At 69.4% G+C, this 16,811-nt stretch carries 14 protein-coding genes; 4 read left to right on the forward strand and 10 right to left on the reverse strand.

From position 1 onward, the window contains the following. Nucleotides 1-27: 27 nt before the first annotated feature. The 3 genes from paaK to DTA15_RS35490 form a co-directional block, all read right to left on the reverse strand. Nucleotides 28-1,350 (reverse strand): phenylacetate--CoA ligase PaaK, encoded by a 1,323-nt coding sequence (gene paaK / locus DTA15_RS35480; RefSeq protein WP_006483970.1) that lies wholly within the window; start codon nucleotides 1,348-1,350, stop codon nucleotides 28-30. 60 nt (nucleotides 1,351-1,410) lie between these two features. Continuing rightward, entirely contained in the window at nucleotides 1,411-2,967 is a 1,557-nt protein-coding gene (locus DTA15_RS35485) for a 3-hydroxyacyl-CoA dehydrogenase (RefSeq protein ID WP_006483967.1), read from the reverse strand. Nucleotides 2,968-3,373: 406 nt separating this feature from the next. Beyond that, on the reverse strand, nucleotides 3,374-3,517 hold the full coding sequence (locus tag DTA15_RS35490; protein WP_193372798.1) for a hypothetical protein: 144 nt from the start codon (nucleotides 3,515-3,517) through the stop codon (nucleotides 3,374-3,376). Between DTA15_RS35490 and DTA15_RS35495 the strand changes: the two genes are divergently transcribed. Then, nucleotides 3,516-4,604 (forward strand): calcium:cation antiporter, encoded by a 1,089-nt coding sequence (locus DTA15_RS35495; RefSeq protein ID WP_006483972.1) that lies wholly within the window; start codon nucleotides 3,516-3,518, stop codon nucleotides 4,602-4,604. The two genes, DTA15_RS35490 and DTA15_RS35495, sit on opposite strands and share 2 nt — an antisense overlap. 114 nt (nucleotides 4,605-4,718) lie before the next feature. Here the strand turns inward: DTA15_RS35495 and DTA15_RS35500 are convergent, their stop codons facing one another. From DTA15_RS35500 to DTA15_RS35525, 6 genes are all read right to left on the reverse strand, one after another. Continuing rightward, nucleotides 4,719-5,576, reverse strand: a complete 858-nt coding sequence (locus DTA15_RS35500; RefSeq protein ID WP_006483969.1) for an amidohydrolase family protein — start codon at nucleotides 5,574-5,576, stop codon at nucleotides 4,719-4,721. After that, entirely contained in the window at nucleotides 5,573-6,595 is a 1,023-nt protein-coding gene (locus DTA15_RS35505; RefSeq protein WP_012493373.1) for a hydroxyacid dehydrogenase, read from the reverse strand. The genes DTA15_RS35500 and DTA15_RS35505 overlap by 4 nt, the downstream gene beginning before the upstream one ends. After that, the gene (locus DTA15_RS35510) at nucleotides 6,592-7,674 is read right to left on the reverse strand and encodes a LacI family DNA-binding transcriptional regulator (RefSeq protein ID WP_006482960.1); all 1,083 of its coding nucleotides are present in this window, start codon (nucleotides 7,672-7,674) and stop codon (nucleotides 6,592-6,594) included. The genes DTA15_RS35505 and DTA15_RS35510 overlap by 4 nt, the downstream gene beginning before the upstream one ends. Before the next feature lie 8 nt (nucleotides 7,675-7,682). Beyond that, nucleotides 7,683-9,569 (reverse strand): TRAP transporter large permease, encoded by a 1,887-nt coding sequence (locus tag DTA15_RS35515; protein ID WP_006482971.1) that lies wholly within the window; start codon nucleotides 9,567-9,569, stop codon nucleotides 7,683-7,685. Between the two features lie 3 nt (nucleotides 9,570-9,572). Continuing rightward, nucleotides 9,573-10,604 (reverse strand): TRAP transporter substrate-binding protein, encoded by a 1,032-nt coding sequence (locus DTA15_RS35520; RefSeq protein WP_006482954.1) that lies wholly within the window; start codon nucleotides 10,602-10,604, stop codon nucleotides 9,573-9,575. Nucleotides 10,605-10,883: 279 nt separating this feature from the next. Further along, entirely contained in the window at nucleotides 10,884-11,792 is a 909-nt protein-coding gene (locus DTA15_RS35525) for a LysR family transcriptional regulator (protein WP_006482957.1), read from the reverse strand. Nucleotides 11,793-11,905: 113 nt separating this feature from the next. Here DTA15_RS35525 and DTA15_RS35530 point away from each other — a divergent pair, with 113 nt between their 5' ends. Beyond that, nucleotides 11,906-12,844, forward strand: coding sequence for a 2-hydroxyacid dehydrogenase (locus DTA15_RS35530; RefSeq protein ID WP_006482962.1), 939 nt, complete (start codon nucleotides 11,906-11,908; stop codon nucleotides 12,842-12,844). A 64-nt stretch (nucleotides 12,845-12,908) separates the two neighbouring features. Then, nucleotides 12,909-14,273, forward strand: coding sequence for an MFS transporter (locus tag DTA15_RS35535; RefSeq protein WP_006482968.1), 1,365 nt, complete (start codon nucleotides 12,909-12,911; stop codon nucleotides 14,271-14,273). A 25-nt stretch (nucleotides 14,274-14,298) separates the two neighbouring features. On the opposite strand, the gene DTA15_RS35540 is transcribed toward DTA15_RS35535, so the two are convergent. Continuing rightward, nucleotides 14,299-15,267, reverse strand: a complete 969-nt coding sequence (locus tag DTA15_RS35540; protein ID WP_006482976.1) for a LysR family transcriptional regulator — start codon at nucleotides 15,265-15,267, stop codon at nucleotides 14,299-14,301. A 362-nt stretch (nucleotides 15,268-15,629) separates the two neighbouring features. Here DTA15_RS35540 and DTA15_RS35545 point away from each other — a divergent pair, with 362 nt between their 5' ends. Further along, entirely contained in the window at nucleotides 15,630-16,805 is a 1,176-nt protein-coding gene (locus tag DTA15_RS35545; protein ID WP_012493375.1) for an HPP family protein, read from the forward strand. The last annotated feature ends 6 nt before the right edge of the window (nucleotides 16,806-16,811 follow it).

Here is a 16,811-nt window from a genome sequence, read left to right on the forward strand (position 1 = left end):
CCTCGGGTAGAACGGCACACCTCGACATCAGGCGGCCTGACGGCGATCGATCACGCGGCGCGCCTTGCCGGTCGCGGTCGCCGGAATGCCGCCGGCTGCCAGCACCGTCACGCCGGACGACACGCCGACCATCGTCTTGATCCGGTGCTGCAACTCGCGCGCGAGCGCCGCGCGCTCGCCGTCGGTGACGGACGCCGCCGCCTCGGAGCGCAACTCGACCGCGAGGTCGAGCCGGTCCATGTGACCGTCGCGCGACAGCGTGATCTGGAACTGGCCCGACAACAGCGGCAGCGCGACGACGATCTCCTCGATCTGGCTCGGAAACACGTTCACGCCGCGCACGATCAGCATGTCGTCGGAGCGGCCCGTGATCTTCGCGAGCCGGCGCATCGCGCGCGCGGTCGGCGGCAGCAGCGCGGTGAGGTCGCGCGTGCGGTAGCGGATCACCGGCATCGCCTCCTTCGTCAGCGACGTGAACACGAGCTCGCCCTGGCTGCCGTCGGGCAGCACCTCGCCGGTGACGGGATCGATGATCTCCGGGTAGAAATGGTCTTCCCAGATCACCGGGCCGTCCTTCGTCTCGACGCATTCGCACGCGACGCCCGGGCCCATCACTTCCGACAGCCCGTAGATGTCGAGCGCGTCGATGCCCACGCGCGTCTCCACTTCATTGCGCAGCGCCTGCGTCCACGGCTCGGCGCCGAAGATGCCGATCTTCAGCGACGATTCGGCCGGGTCCATCCCCTGCCGCACCATCTCGTCGATCAGGTTCAGCATGTACGACGGCGTGACGAGGATGATCTTCGGCTCGAAGTCGCGAATCAGTTGCACCTGCTTCTCGGTCTGGCCACCCGACATCGGCACGACCATGCAGCCGAGCCGCTCCGCGCCGTAGTGAATCCCGAGGCCGCCGGTGAAGAGGCCGTAGCCGAACGCGTTGTGCAGCGTATCGCCCGGGCGGCCGCCGGCCGCGCGGATCGAGCGCGCGGTCACGTTCGCCCACGTGTCGATGTCGCGCGCGGTGTAGCCGACCACGGTCGGCTTGCCGGTCGTGCCGCTCGACGCATGCACGCGTACGACCTGCTCGCGCGGCACCGCGAAGAGGCCGAACGGATAGTTGTCGCGCAGGTCGTTCTTGGTCGAGAACGGGAACTTCGCGAGATCGGCGAGCGATTTCAGGTCGTCCGGATGCACGCCGGCCGCGTCGAACGTGCGGCGATAGTGCGGGACGTTGTCGTACGCGTGGCGCAGCGACCACTTGAGGCGTTCGAGCTGCAGCGCCTGCAGTTCGTCGCGGCTGGCGGTCTCGATCGGCTCGAGGGCGGCGGCGGGATGCGTCGGGTGAGTCATCGGGGTGCTCCTCCAATGGCGTGATGTCGTTATCGTGTTCGAAGTAACCGGGGCGGGCGGCTACGACCGGAACGTGCGGCCGGCCGCATGCAGCGCGGCGAGGCGCGGCGACACGCGATAGCGGTCCTCGCCATAGCTCGCCGCGAGGTTCGACAGCACGCGGTGCACGCGGCCGAGGCCGATCGCGTCGGCCCACGCGAGCGGGCCGCACGGATAGTTCACGCCCTTCTCCATCGCGAGATCGAGGTCGGCCGGCGAGCACACGCCCTGGTTCACCGTGTCGGCCGCTTCGTTCGCGAGCATCGCGACGGTGCGCATCGCGACCATCCCCGGCACGTCCGCGACGCCGACGACACGAAAGCCCGCCTGCTGGAACAGGCCGACCGCATCCGCATAGGCCGCGTCGCCGCACTGGAGCGCGCGGGTCAGCGCGACGAGCCCCGCCTGCGCGTAATCGCGCGCGAGATCGACGAGCACGAGATCCGCCACGCCCGTTTGTGCGGCGCGCGCGGTGGCCGTGCGGCCGTCGGTCAGCGCGATCGACGCGCGGCCGGCCGTGGCCAGCAGATCGTCCGGCTGCGCACCGGCCTGACGGGCGCCTGCGATACGGTCGACGAAGCGCGCATGCAGCGCGGCGGCCGGGCCGTCCTGCGCAAACAGCACGACGTCCGCCGGCGCGGCGCGCGGCGGTTCGAGATCGGGGGCAGGCGGCGTCGCGCCGTCCGCATACGAATAGAAGCCGCGTCCGGACTTGCGTCCGAGGAAGCCCGCGTTGACGAGTTCCTGCTGGATCAGCGACGGCGTGTAGCGCGGGTCGTTGAAGTACGCGCGGAACACCGACTCGGTCACCGCGAAGTTCACGTCGTGGCCGATCAGGTCCATCAACTCGAACGGCCCCATCCGGAACCCGCCGGCTTCGCGCATCACCGCATCGATCGACGCCGGTGCGCCGCCCTGCTCGTTCAGCACGCGCAACGCCTCCGCGTAATACGGCCGTGCGACGCGGTTCACGATGAAGCCCGGCGTCGATTTCGCCATCACCGGTTGCTTGCCCCACGTGGCGGCGGTCGCATACAGCATCTGCGCAACCTCGGGCGCGGTCGCGAGCCCGCTGACCACTTCGACGAGCGCCATCAGCGGCGCGGGATTGAAGAAATGCAGGCCGGCGACGCGCTGCGGCACGCGCAGCCCGGCCGCGATCGACGTGATCGAGATCGACGACGTGTTGGTCGCGAGCACGCACGCGTCGTCGACATGACGTTCGAGCGTCGCGAAAATCTCGCGCTTCACGTCGAGCCGTTCCGCCGCCGCCTCGACGATCAGCGCCGCCCCCGCGAAATCGGCCAGCGCGCGCACCGCGCGGACCCGGTTGCCGGCCGCGTCGGCCTGCGCCGGTTCGAGCCGGCCCTTCTCGGCCAGCCGGGCGAACTGGGCGCGGATGCCGGCCAGCGCCTTGTCGCAGGCCGCTTCGTTCAGGTCGTAGAGCAGCACCGCATGGCCGGCCGCCGCCGCGACCTGCGCAATGCCCGCGCCCATCGCGCCGGCGCCGATCACGCCGACGACGGCCGACGGCACGAGTGCGCCCGAGTTCACCGAATGTGCAGAGGAAACAGCCATCGCTTGCGATCCGTCATGAAGTGGAAGTGCGAGCGATTATAAACCGACCGGTCGGTAGATTTATGTCAGGGCGAGCCCGAATTTGTCGGGCAAGACATCGTTACGGAAACTGCAACGACAAAAAAATCGAAACATCGGGCAACTTTTTATCAACCGAAAGGTCAACGTAAGCGTTCGAATGTGAGATAGTGACCCCCGAACGCCTGATAAAATTCGACAAATAGCCGGATTTCAGGGGGAAAGCGTGTCGCGCCGTCACCGCCGTCCATCGTCGCCCGCCCTGTCGGGGTCGGATCGAGCCGCCGGCCACGCGTCGTCACGTGCGCTCGTCTCGCCATCCGCGGGCAACCGCATCGAACCGTTTCATCCCGCGACGGGCCTCGGCCCGCCCGCGCCCCTCGCCGCCTCACGGCAGCGAACCCAGGGCAGCGCCGTTGCGCGCCGCCACCTTTTCGGTTTCATCGTCCTCGTTCGGCGGATAGTACGGCCGGGCTTCGTCAACCCGTGACGGCGCGTCGCGCGCCGCCACTCGCATAAGGAAACCCTCCATGCCGCTGTCGTCCAACCAGCTCCCGCGCTGGACCCTCTGGGCCCCGCTTGCCGCCTGGCTGGTACTCGCGCTGTCGCGCGCGGTGCCGGCCGAAGGCCTCGTCATCGCGGTGTTCGCCGCCGCGCTCGCCGGCGCCGTGTTCGCCGCCGTCCACCACGCGGAAGTCGTCGCGCACCGCGTCGGCGAACCGTTCGGCACGCTCGTGCTCGCGGTCGCCGTGACCGTCATCGAGGTCGCGCTGATCGTGTCGGTGATGCTCGGCGCGGGCCCGGAGAAATCGGGCCTCGCCCGCGACACCGTGTTCGCCGCCGTGATGATCATCTGTAACGGCATCGTCGGCATCTGCCTGCTGGTCGGCGCATGGAAGCACGGCGAACAGGACTTCCAGGGGCGCGGCGCGAGCAAGGCGCTCGCGGTGCTCGCGTCGCTGTCGGTGCTGTCGCTCGTGATGCCGAACTACCTGAGCGCCGCCCCGGGCCCGTTCTTCTCGAAATCGCAGCTCGCGTTCGCCGGCGTCGCGTCGCTCGTGCTGTACGGCGCGTTCGTGTTCGTGCAAACCGTGCGCCACCGCGACTACTTCCTCGCCGCGCACGACACCGCGGACGAAGCGGTGCACGCGGCGGCGCCGAGCAACCGCACCGCGATCACCAGCATGGTGCTGCTGTTCGCGAGCCTCGTCGCGGTCGTGCTGCTCGCGAAGCTGCTGTCGCCGGCCGTCGAGCATGCGGTGCTGAAGCTCGGCGCGCCCGAAGCCGCGGTCGGTATCGTGATCGCCGCGCTCGTGCTGCTGCCGGAAGGGCTCGCGGCCGTCACCGCCGCACGGGCGAACCGCCTGCAGACCAGCATGAACCTCGCGCTCGGTTCGGCGCTCGCGAGCATCGGGCTCACGATCCCGACCGTCGCGGCCGTGTTCATCTGGGTCGGCCAGCCGCTCACGCTCGGGATCGGCGCGATGGAAACGGTCCTGCTCGCGCTCACGCTGCTGGTCAGTACGCTCACGCTGAGCCAGGGGCGCACGACGGTGCTGCACGGCGTCGTGCACGTCGCGCTGTTCGCCGCGTACCTGTTCCTGTCGATCACCCACTGACGCTCCAATGCAAGCGGCCCGGCGGATTCGCTCCGGCGGGCCGCTTGCACTTCTTCAAGTCCCTTCCCTGTCCTTCGCTTCACGCCGCCGTGACCCAACGGGGGCGGCAGCGCGTCACGCGACGGTTTCGCGCTGCGTGTCCGTCTCGAATCCATAGAGCGCAGCCGCGTTGTCGACCAGGATCGCGCGGGCAATCGCGTCGTCCGCCGCGCAATCGTGCAGCCAGCCGAGCAGGCGTGCATCGTCCGGCAGCGGCGATGCGTTCGGATGCGGCCAGTTGCTGCCCCACACGCAGCGTGTCGAATGGCCGCGCGCGAGCACGGCGGCGAGACGCGCGACGTCGTCGTAGCCCGGTGCGCCGGATTGCGACGTCTCGTACGGCGCGGACAACTTCACCCATGCGTGGCCGCGATCAAGCAGGCGTCGCAGTGCGACAAAGGACGGTGCATCCGGGGCGACGGGCGTCAGGAATTTGCCCGTGTGATCGATCACCACGCGCGCCGGCAGCCGCGCCAGCGTCGGTTCGATATCGGCCAGTGTGCGACCGTCGAACTGCAGGTCGATATGCCAGCCGAGCGGCGCGATCCGCGCGGCCATCCGTTCCAGATCGCTCCATTGCGCGGTGCCGCCCGCCAGCATCATGAAGCGCACGCCGCGCATGCCGGCGGCATGCAGGCGCTCCAGCTCCGCATCCGGCACGTCGACCGGCAACGTCGCGACGCCGCGCGCCTGCGGACCGAACGCGGCCAGTGCAGCGAGCGTGCATCGGTTGTCGGCGCCATAGCCGGTCGGCTGTACGATCACCACGCGCGTGAGGCCGAGCGTGCGCTGCACGCGCCGATACGCGTCCGCCGGCGCATGGGGCGGCCGAAACGTCGCCGTCGGCGCGAGCGGGTACGCATCGTCGTAGATATGGATATGGCAATCGCACGCGTCCGGGAACCGCGTGCCGCCCACGCCGTCGCGGATCATCGCCCGCCCGGCGCGACGGATGCGTGCGACGCGCGCCAGCGCGCGAGCCGCGTCGCCTGCGCGGCGTTGACCGCGCCGGTCGGCACGCGCCCGTCGAGCAGCGCGGCGAGCTGGTCGACCGTCTCCAGCGCCTGATGCTCGATCGCCGGCAGCGTCAGCCCGCCGATGTGCGGGGTCGCGATGACGCGCGGATGCGCGGCGAGCGCGGGCGTCGGCATCTGGTCCGCAGCACGGCCGACGTCGAGCGCGCAACCGGCCAGCCGCCCGCTGGCGAGCGCGTCGGCCAGCGCCTGCTCGTCGACGAGTTCGCCGCGCGACGCATTGATGAAGCACGCGCCCGGCTTCATCGCCGCGAATGCCGCCGCATCGATCAGGTTCGCGGTGGCCGGCGTGGCCGGCGCAAGGCAGACGACGTAATCCGAATCGCGCAGCACCGTGGCGGCGTCGACCTGTTCGGGCGGCGGTGCGTCGACCCGCACGTACGGATCGCTGACGAGCACGCGCATGCCGAGCGCCGTCGCGACGGGGGCGAGATGGCGCGCGATCTGCCCATAGCCGATCAGGCCGAGCGTGCTGCCGCGCAGTTCGCGCCCCATCCGTGGCACCGGCGGCGCGCCACGATGGTACGCGTCCGCGTAGCCGCCGATCCCGCGCGCGAGGTCGATCATCGCGCCGACGACCCACTCGGCGACGGCCGGCCCGAAGCCGGGGCTCGCCTGCGTGACCAGCACGCCGAACGCGCTCGCCGCGGCGACGTCGACCGTCCGGATGTCGACCGCGCAACGCAGGAACGCGGCAAGTACCGGCAACCCCGCGAACAGCGCGCGAGGCGCCGGGGTCTGCCGGTACGCGATGATCGCGTCGCATCCCTGCGCGGCGGCAATCAGTTCGTCCGTGTCGAGTTCGCGATCGTGCGGGTTGCAGGTGACGTCCGCGATCGCGCGCAGCGCGCGCAACGCCCTGGCGCCGAAGTAGTGGTCGATCATCCCGGTCGGATGCGTGACGTAGACGCGCGTCATGCGTGACCTCCGTTCGTGCCGGCCGCCTGCGCCGGCGGCGGCGCGACCGAGGCGCGCTCCACGAGCGTCACGTCCGCGAACACGCATGGCCCGGCGGACGGTGCGTCGCCCTCCTGCCGCATCACGCGCCGCACCATCTCGCCGGCCATTTCGGTGACCGGCAGTTGCACCGTGGTCAGCGCCGGCCACGAGATCGCCGACAGGAAATGACCGTCCATCCCGATGACGGAGACATCGTCCGGCACCCGCAAGCCGCCGTCGCGCAGCCCGGCCATCAGGCCGAGCGCGAACAGGTCGTTGACCGCGACGATGCCGGTCGGCCGCGCGGGATCGGCCGCGAGCTCGACGCCGAGCGCACGCCCGACGTCGACGATCACCGAGTCGCCGTATTCGTTCGCGGGACCGCCGTCGAGCACGCGCGCCTGGGTGGCGCCGCCCGCCTCGCTTGCCACGGCGAGAAAGCCGCGGATCTTGTCGCTGCGGCTCACCGTGATGCCGGCCACCGTCGCAAACGCGAGCCGCGTATGGCCGGCGTCGACGAGCCGGCGTGTCGCGAGCCGCGCGGCCGCCTCGTTGTCGGCCGTCACGTGATCGACCTTCGATTGCTCGCCGGGTGTCGCGCGCCGGTCGTAGCTGACGACCGTCATCCCGCGTTCGGCCGCGCGCTCGAGGTGGCTTTCGTCGGCGAGCGACGAGATCACGATCACGCGCCGCACGCCGTGCGCGTACAGATCGTCGAAGAACGACGCCTCCTTGCGCGCATCGCGGTAGGTGTTGCCGATCAGCACGCGATGGCCATACCGTTCCTGCGCGCAGGCCTCGATCTCGCGCGCGATGTAGCCGTACATCGGGTTCGCCATCGACGGCACCAGCAGCCCGACGAGCGGCGTCTGCCCCGTCTTGAGCTGGCGCGCGAGCGTGCTCGGCCGGTACTGCAGCGCGTCCATCGCCGCCTTCACGCGTTCGAGCGTCTCCGGCTTCATCTGGTCGGTGCGTCCGTTGAGCACGTTCGAAACCGTGCTGACCGAAACGGCCGCATGACGGGCCACGTCCTGAATCGTACTCATGTCGTCTTGCATAGAACGGGCTACAGGCCGAAATGGGCCGGCAGCCACAACGAAAACGCCGGTGCGAAGATCAGCGCCACGAGGGCGGCGAACAGCACCAGCAGATATTTCACCATCGGCCGGGCCACGCGCCCGACCTCGGTGCCCGTGATCGCGCAGGTCGTGAACAGCCCGAGGCCGACCGGCGGCGCGAACAGCCCGAACCCCATCGCCACCACCACGACCGTGCCGAAATGCAGCGGATGGATGCCGAGCTGCAGCGCGATCGGCGCGAGCAGCGGCCCGAAGATGATCAGCGCGGGCGCGCCTTCGAGCACGGCGCCGAACACGATCATCAGCAGCGCCGCCAGCAGCAGGAACATCGTTGCGCCGTATTGATGGGCAAACGCCGTCATTGTGCCCGAGACGAGGGCCGGAATCTGCTCGATCGACAGCGCGAACGACACGCTCGACGCCGCCGCGACGATGAACAGGATACCGCTCGCCATCGACGCGGCGCGCACGAACACGCGGCCGACCGAGCGCCACGTCAATTCGCGGAACGCGAGCCAGCCCACGACGAGCGCGTAGACCACCGCGAACGCGGACACTTCGGTCGACGTCGCGATCCCCGACGTCACGCCCTTGCCGATCATTGCGACCATGACCAGCGCGACGAGCGCGCCGCCCGCGAGCGGCAGCCACGCGCGACGCTCGCCGAACACCTCGGCCACGTCGATCCTGCGCCCGGTGGTCACCGTCACGACCGCGAGCGACGCGGCCAGCACGGCCGCCGGCACGATCCCCGCGACGAACAGCCCGGCGATCGAGATGTTCGCGACGAAGCCCATGATGATCATGTTCACGCACGGCGGAATCGTTTCGGCCATCACCGCGCTGCACGCGAGCAGCGCGGCGGTTTCGTTGGGGTCCTGCCGCGCGCGGCGCACCGCCGGCATCACGACGCCGCCCACCGCCGCGATATCGGCCAGTTTCGAGCCCGACACGCCGGAAAAGCACGCCGTCGCGAAGATCACGATCAGGCCGAGCCCGCCCCGCACGCGCCCGAAGATCCGCAGCAGCAACTCGACGAGCCGCGCGGACATCCCGTTGGTCTCCATCAGCAGCCCGGCCAGCACGAAGAACGGCACCGCGAGCAGCACGAAGTGATCGGCGCCGGCCATCACCTGTTGCGAGTAGACCAGCAGCGGCAGCGTCGGATCCGCGAGGAAATACAGCAGCGCCGAGAACGCCAGCACGAACCCGATCGGCACGCCGAGCACCAGCCCGCCGACGAAGCCCGCGACCAGCAGCGTGCCCGGCGCGACCGCATGCGCGGGCCACAGCGCGTTCCAGCCGTACACGGCGCCCGCGAGCGCCGCGCAGCACGCGAACGTGCCGATCACCCGGCGGCGCGGCGCGTTCAGCGCATTCGCAAGCGCGAATACCGTCATGAACAGCGCGCCGAACATCATCGGATACCCGTTGATCCAGCCCGGCAAGCCGCCCGTCGTCAACTGGTCGTACGAATCCGTGAGCAACTGGCACGACGACACCAGCAGGTTCAGCGCGACGGCCGCCACGATCCAGTGGCCGACCTGGATCAGCGCGCCCTGCCAGCGTGCCGGCAGGCGGCCGCGAAACACGTCGATGCCGACATGCTGGCTGCGCCCGAGCACCGTCGCCGCGCCGAAGAACACGAGCACGATCATCAGCGCGCTGGCCACTTCCTCGGCCCAGTCGACCGGGTCGTGCAGGAAATAGCGGAACACGACCGACACGAACACGACGAGCACGTCGACGCCGAGCACCGCGGCCGACAGGTACTCGAGCCAGCGCAGCAGCGCATCCAGCACGCGGGCGGCGCGATGCGCCGGTTGGCCTGCAGCGGGAGCCGGCGCGGCGCCCGACACGGAGTGCATGTCCATCGCTCAACCCCGCGCGGCGGCGATCGCCGGAAACAGCGGCGCGGTGGCCGGATATTGCTTCCCGAACGCCACATACAGGCGGTCGTGCATCGTCTGCCGCAACGCCGCGCGCTCGGCGTCGGCCAGCGGGTAAAACGCCATGCCGCGCTGCTTCAGCGCCTGCTCCGCCTGCGCGGCCTTCTGCGCGGCAATCGCGCGCTGCTGCGCGGTCGCGTCGGCCACCGCGCGATCGAAGGCCGGCCGCAGATTGGCCGGAATCCGGTCGAGCGCACGCCGCCCCATCACGACGGTCATCGCCGCGAACACGTGGCGCGATTGCCAGCACGACTTCACGATCTCGTCGAAGCGGCTCGCGAGCACCGTGGCGGGATCGTGCTCGAGACCGTCGACGACGCCCGTCTGCACGGCCATGTACAGCTCGCCGAACGGAATCGGCGTCGGCACCGCGCCCATCGCCTTGAAGGTATCCATGAACGCGGGCGTCGGCAGCACGCGCAGCTTCGTCCCCTTCAGCCCGGGCAACGCCGTCACCGGCTGCTTCGTGAATACGCAGCGCCCGCCGAAATGCGAACCCCAGGTCAGCACCGAGCATCCGGCGCGCTTTTGCAGCAGCGCGTTCAGGCTCGTACCGACCTGACCGTCGAGCGCCTTCGCGACGTGCGCGTAGCTGTCGAACAGGTAGCCGAGATCGAGCATCCCGAGCTCCGGCGCGATCGTGGCCCAGATCGACGAGCCCGAGATCATCATGTCGATCGCGCCGATCTTGACCTGCTGCACGACATCGTTTTCCTTGCCGAGCTGGCTGTTCGGAAAGTAGTCGACCCGGATCGCATCGCCCACGCTCGCCTTCAGGTTCGCGGCGAGACGCTCGTACCACACGTAATGCGCGGCGTTCTGGTCGGCCGGCATCGACGACGAGCAGCGCAGCGTGACGACCGGCTGCTGCGCGCGCACGCCTTCCGGCAAGCCGCCCGCGGCCGCCAGCGTGGCGGCGGACACCGTCTGCAGAAAGCGCCGCCGGGTGTAGGTATTCATGAGCCGTCTCCTTTGCGAGTGCGTCTCGCGACGCGACTGTATCGATTTAGTGTATCGATACAGTAATACGACAACCGATGAGAGAAAAATGGGGGTTTCCCCTGTTCAGGACAAAAATCCGGATCGTGTGGCGCGTATTTCGGGCGGAATTCGTATGAAAAATCGCCGTTTTTCACGCGTGGGAGGGACGCCGCAAACAATTCGCGCCCGCGTCGTCGATCATCGGACGACCGACTTTCGGTGGTACGCGGCAGGCCGCTCAGGCGAGCAGGCGCACCGCTAAACGCCCGGATCGTCCGCGCTGTCCGTCAGAAACCGCTCGACCATCGCGTTGAACACCGGCAGCGCCGGATTGTCGTTGTCCGCGCGCCATGCGAGATACAGCTCGGCCGCCACGTTGACGCCGGCCAGCGGCCGGAACACCACGCCGTCCACATGAAGCTCGCGCGCCGACGCCGGCACCAGCGCCGCACCGAGCCCCGCGCGCACGAGGCCGAGGATCGTATGCGTCTGGCCGACGTAGTGCAGGTAGTTCGGCAGCCGCCCGGCGCCCGCGAACATCCCCGAGATCATGTCGTGGAAATACTTGCCCTCGTTCGGCGAATACGCGATGAACGGCTGCCGGTCGAGCTCGTCGGGGCCGATCTGCTCGTAGGTCGCGAGCGGCGCGCCCTCCGCGACCGCGACGAGCATCGGTTCGCGCTGCACGAGCCGGTATTCGAGCGGCTGGCGCGCCGCGCGCTGGCGCACGAAACCCGCGTCGAGCATCCGCGACGCGAGCGCGTCGATCTGCACGGTCGACACCATCTCGCGCAATTCGACGTCGACGTCCGGCAACGCATGCGCCGCATGCGCGAGCAGCACCGGAATCATCCGGTACGCACTGACGGCCGTGAAGCCGAGCGTGATGCGCCCGGCCCCGCCGTGCGCGACGCGCTGCGCGGCCTGCTCGGCGCGCGCGGAAAACTCGAGGATGTGCCGCGCGTCCCGCAGGAAGCGCTCGCCGGCCGCGGTCAGGCTGACCTGCCGGCTGCTGCGCTCGAGCAATGCGATGCCGAGCGCGTGCTCGAGCAACTGGATCTGCCGGCTGAGCGGCGGCTGGGTCATGAAGAGTCGCCGGGCCGCGCGGCCGAAATGCAGCTCTTCGGCGACCGCGACGAAACAGCGAAGCTGATGCAGTTCAATCATTCAAATCTTGAATCAATCAATAGTCTTTTGATGTTAGACCGATATCGATACGATTTCTATACTCGGTTCCACCTGATGCACGGCCCGCGCCGCGCACGACGACCGAGACCTTCATGACCATCGACATCCTGCTGACCCAGCCGCTTCCCGACACCATCGACGCCGAACTGTCCGCCCGTTATACCGTGCACCGGCTGTATGCGGCCGAGCAACCGGAGGCGCTGCTCGATCGCGTGGCGCCGCGCATTCGCGGCGTCGTGACGGGTGGCGCGAACGGCCTGTCCGCCGCGCTGATGGACCGGCTCGCCGCGCTCGAGATCATCGCGATCAACGGCATCGGCACCGACGCGGTCGATCTCGACCGCGCCCGGGCGCGCGGCATCCACGTGACGACGACCCCCGACGTACTGACCGATGACGTCGCCGACATGGCGCTGGGCCTGATCCTGATGACCCTGCGCGACCTCGGCGCCGGCGAGCGGATCGTGCGCGCCGGCCGCTGGGGCAAAACGGCGCAGCCGCTCGCGACGCAGGTCACCGGCAAGCGGCTCGGCATCGTCGGGCTCGGCCGTGTCGGACGCGCGATCGCGCGGCGCGCGCAGGCGTTCCGGATGCCCGTCAGTTACTTCGGCCCGCGCGAGCATCGCGACAGCGGCTATCGCTTCGTGCCCGACCTCGCCACGCTCGCACGCGACAGCGACGTGCTCGTGATCGCGGCCTCGGCCGATCACGGCAACGTGCTGGTGACGGCCGATGTGCTCGCCGCGCTCGGCCCCCAAGGATTCCTGATCAATGTCGCGCGCGGCAAGCTGGTCGACGAAGCCGCGCTCGTGCGCGCGCTGGCCGACGGCACGATCGCCGGCGCCGGTCTCGACGTGTTCGCGAACGAACCGCACGTGCCGGCCGCGCTGCTCGAACTCGATCGCGTCGTCGTGCAGCCGCACCGCGCGAGCGCCACGCACGAAACGCGCGAGGCAATGGGCCGCATCGTGCTCGCGAACCTCGCCGCATGCTTCGCGGGCCAGCGCCCGCCGACCAGCGTCACCCGCTGAGCGCCACACCGCCCGCCCGTTACAACACCGGATGCCTCCGCACGACGGAGGCCAGGAGACACGCATGTCCCATCGATCCAGCGGCGCTGCCGTCGCCGCCTCGCCCGCCGCCTCGCGCACGATCGGCCGCGTCCGTTACGCGGTCCTCGCGCTGATTTTCGCGGTCACCGTCGTCAACTATGCGGACCGCGCGACGATGTCGATCGCCGGCACCGGCGTCGCGCACGATCTCGGGCTCACGCCGGTCCAGCTCGGCGTCGTCTTTTCCGCGTTCGCGTGGGCCTATGCGATCGGCCAGATTCCGGGCGGCTGGCTGCTCGACCGCTTCGGCGCACGGCGCGTGTATGGCCTGAGCCTGTTGCTGTGGTCGGTGTTCACGATGCTGCAGGGCACGGTCGGCGCGTTCGCCGTGCAGGGCGCGGCCGCGACACTCGCGCTGTTCGTGATGCGCTTCATGCTCGGCCTCGTCGAATCGCCGGCGTTTCCGGCCAATTCGCGGATCGTCGCCTGCTGGTTCCCGACGGCCGAACGCGGCACCGCGTCGGCGCTGTTCAATTCCGCGCAGTACATGGCCGTCGTGCTGTTCACGCCGGCGATGGCGTGGCTCACGCATGCGCTCGGCTGGGAGCACGTCTTCCTGTGGATGGGGCTGCTCGGCATCGCGCTCGCCGCGCTGTGGTTCGCGTGGTATCGCGAGCCGCACGGCCATCCGCGCGTGACCGACGCGGAGCGTGACTACCTGCGTGCTCACGGCGCGCTCGTCGATCTGGAAGCGAACCGCGTGCGCGAGCGGCCGCGCGTGTCGTGGCACGACGTGTCGCAACTGTTCCGCCACCGGAACCTGTGGGCGATCTACATCGGCCAGTACTGCATCACGGCGCTCACCTACTTCTTCATCACGTGGTTCCCGATCTACCTGATCAAGGGGCGCGGGATGACGATCATGGAAGCCGGCTGGGTCGCCGCGCTGCCGGCGATCTGCGGCTTCACGGGCGGCGTGCTCGGCGGCGTGCTGTCGGACTGGCTGATCCGGCGCGGCATGCATCCGTCGAGGGCGCGCAAGACGCCGTTCGTCGCGGGGATGGCAATGGCGACGCTGCTCGTGCTCGCGAACGGCGCATCGTCGAACGCGGTCGTGATCGCGCTGATGACGATCGCGTTCTTCGGCAAGGGGCTCGCGGCGGTCGGCTGGGCCGTGCTCGCCGACACGGCGCCGGAAGGCATGGTCGGGCTGAGCGGCGGCGTGTTCAACGGCCTCGGCAACATCGCCGGGATCGTCACGCCGCTCGTGATCGGCTACTTCGTCGCCAGCACCGGCTCGTTCGCCGGCGCGTTGTGGTTCGTCGCCGCGCACGGACTGATCGGCATTGCGGCGTACGTATGGCTCGCGGGCCGCTTCGAGCGCATCCGCATCGCGCCGGCCGCATGAGCGCCGCGGCCGCACGCCGGCGCCGTCACGCGCGCTGGCGGCTGCTCGGCACGTGCTCCGTCGTCAGCCGGTCGAGTTCGCGCAGATCGTTCTCCAGCGCGGGCGTGAGCGTCGTGCGCAGGTGGTCGAGGAAGGTGCGGATCTTCGCATCGAGATAGCGGCGCGTCGCGTAGACCGCATAGACGCTCACCGTCTGCAGCCGGTACTCGGGCAGCACGCGGATCAGGCGCCCTTCGCGGATATCGTCGAGCACCGTATACAGCGCCACGCACGCGATCCCGCGCCCGGCGCGCACCGCGACGCACAGCGCGTCCGGCACGTTGACCTGGAACGGCGCCGGCTGCAGCTCGTAGACGGTTTCCTCGCCGTCGCTGCGCTCCAGGCGCCATTCGCCGGCCGGCGACGCGGGCGTGTCGAGGCGCAGGCACACGTGGTTCGGCAGTTCGTCGGGCGTCTGCGGCGTGCCGTGCCGCGCCAGGTATTCGCGCGACGCGACGAGTACGCTGCAGCTCGTGCCGCAGGTCTGCGCGACATAGCCCGAATCGGGCAGCTGCGACGCGGTCACGATCGACACGTCATACCCCTCTTTGACCAGGTTCGGCATCCGCTGCGCCAGCGTCAGCTCGACCGATACGTCGGGGTTGTCCTCCTGGTAGCGAACGATCGACGACACGACATGACTCTGCCCGAGCCCCGTCATCGCGTGAATGCGCATCTTGCCGCTCGGCCGCAGCAGCGCGTTACGCGCCTCCGCGTTCGCGTAGTCGATTTCCGCGAGGATCGATTTCGCGCGCTCGAAATAGCGCTCGCCGCTTTCGGTCAGGCCGAGGTGGCGGGTCGTGCGATGCAGCAGGCGCGTCTGTACGTGGGCTTCGAGGTTCGAGACCGCGCGCGACACCTGCGCGGTGGTCGCGTCGATTTCCTTCGCGACCGCAGTAAAACTGCCGGCTTCGACGACGCGCACGAACAGGCGCATGTTTTCGAGCATGTCCATTGAATTGGCTTGGGGAGAGTCAGTGGGGAGGCGTCGGCGGCGCTCGCGTCAGAGGGGCAACGGAACACGGCCGCGAACCACGTCGAATCGATCACCGTGCCGGGGAGAAGGCGGGAGAGCGGGCATCGCGTACGGGGTTCTGGCATGACGGGGGAATTCAGTGCGCCGAATTGTACGCCGCTGCAGACGAATTTGGGCGATTGTGCGCACGCAAGTTCTCATCCGGTGAAAGCATTTTGCAAGACTTGCGCGTCGCACGCGTGCAACGACGCGATGCCTCGCGACAATTTGTATCACAACACGATATAATTCCGGGCTTGGCCGCCGCGCCCTAGCGTTGTCATTTTTACCGCTTACCGTCCATGTCGTCAGGCTCCTCCCCGTCGCGCCGCACGTTGCGGCAGTGGCTGCACAGCTTCATTCCCCATCCGATGACACTCGGCTGGCGCGAGCGCCTGCGCTCGTGCACCGGCGCGCTCGTCGGCATCGCGACGGTCGGCGTCACGATGCGGCTGCTGCCCGGCGTGCCGGGCCTCGTGCCGCTGCTCGTCGCGCCGATGGGCGCGTCGGCCGTGCTGCTGTTCGCGGTGCCGGCGAGCCCGCTCGCGCAACCCTGGTCGATCATCGGCGGCAATCTCGTCGCGGCGACGGTCGGCGTCGCGTGCGCGCAATGGATCGCCGACCCGATCACGGCCGCCGCGGTCGCGATCGCCTGCGCGATCGGCGGCATGTTCGCGCTGCGCTGCGTGCATCCGCCGTCGGGCGCCGTCGCGCTCACGGCCGTGGTCGGCGGCCCGGCGATTCATGCGCTCGGCTTCGGCTTCGTCCTGCAGCCGATCGCGCTGCAATCGGCGATCCTGCTGTCGGCCGCGCTCGTCTATCACGCGCTGACCGGGCACCGCTACCCGCACGGCGGCGTGCGCCCCGAAGCGAAACCGCAGACCGGCGGCGCCGCCCCGGCGCGCGGCGGCTTCACGCGCGGCGACCTCGACGCGGTGCTGAAGCGCCGCAGCGAATGGCTCGACGTCGATCCGGACGATCTCGAAACACTGCTGCGCGAAACCGAAATGCAGGCTTATACGCGCACGTTCGGCCAGTTGAAGTGCGCCGACCTGATGACGAAGCATGCGATCGAGGTCGCGCCGTCGACGTCGGTCGCGGCCGCGCTCACGCTGCTCGATCGCCACCGCGTGAAGGCGCTACCGGTGGTCGACGGCGAAGGCCGCCTGACCGGCATCGTCACGCGCGCCGACCTCACGCGTCAGTTGCGCCGTCCGGCCCCGCTGTGGCAGCGGTTGTCCGCGCGGTTGCCGCAATCGTTCGGCGGCCAGCCCGCGAGCGTCGCATCCGTGATGACGCGCGACGTCGCATCGGTGCCGGAAACCATGCCGATTACGGCGCTCGTGCCGCTGTTCACGCATTCGGGCCACCACCATATTCCGGTCGTCGATGCGTCGCGCCGGCTCGTCGGCATCATTACGCAGACGGATCTCGTCACGGGCCTGTATCAGCAGACCCAAATGCTCGAGGCCGCGTAGCGCGCA

Origin of the sequence: Burkholderia cenocepacia, assembly GCF_900446215.1 — a bacterium.
GTDB lineage: Bacteria > Pseudomonadota > Gammaproteobacteria > Burkholderiales > Burkholderiaceae > Burkholderia > Burkholderia cenocepacia.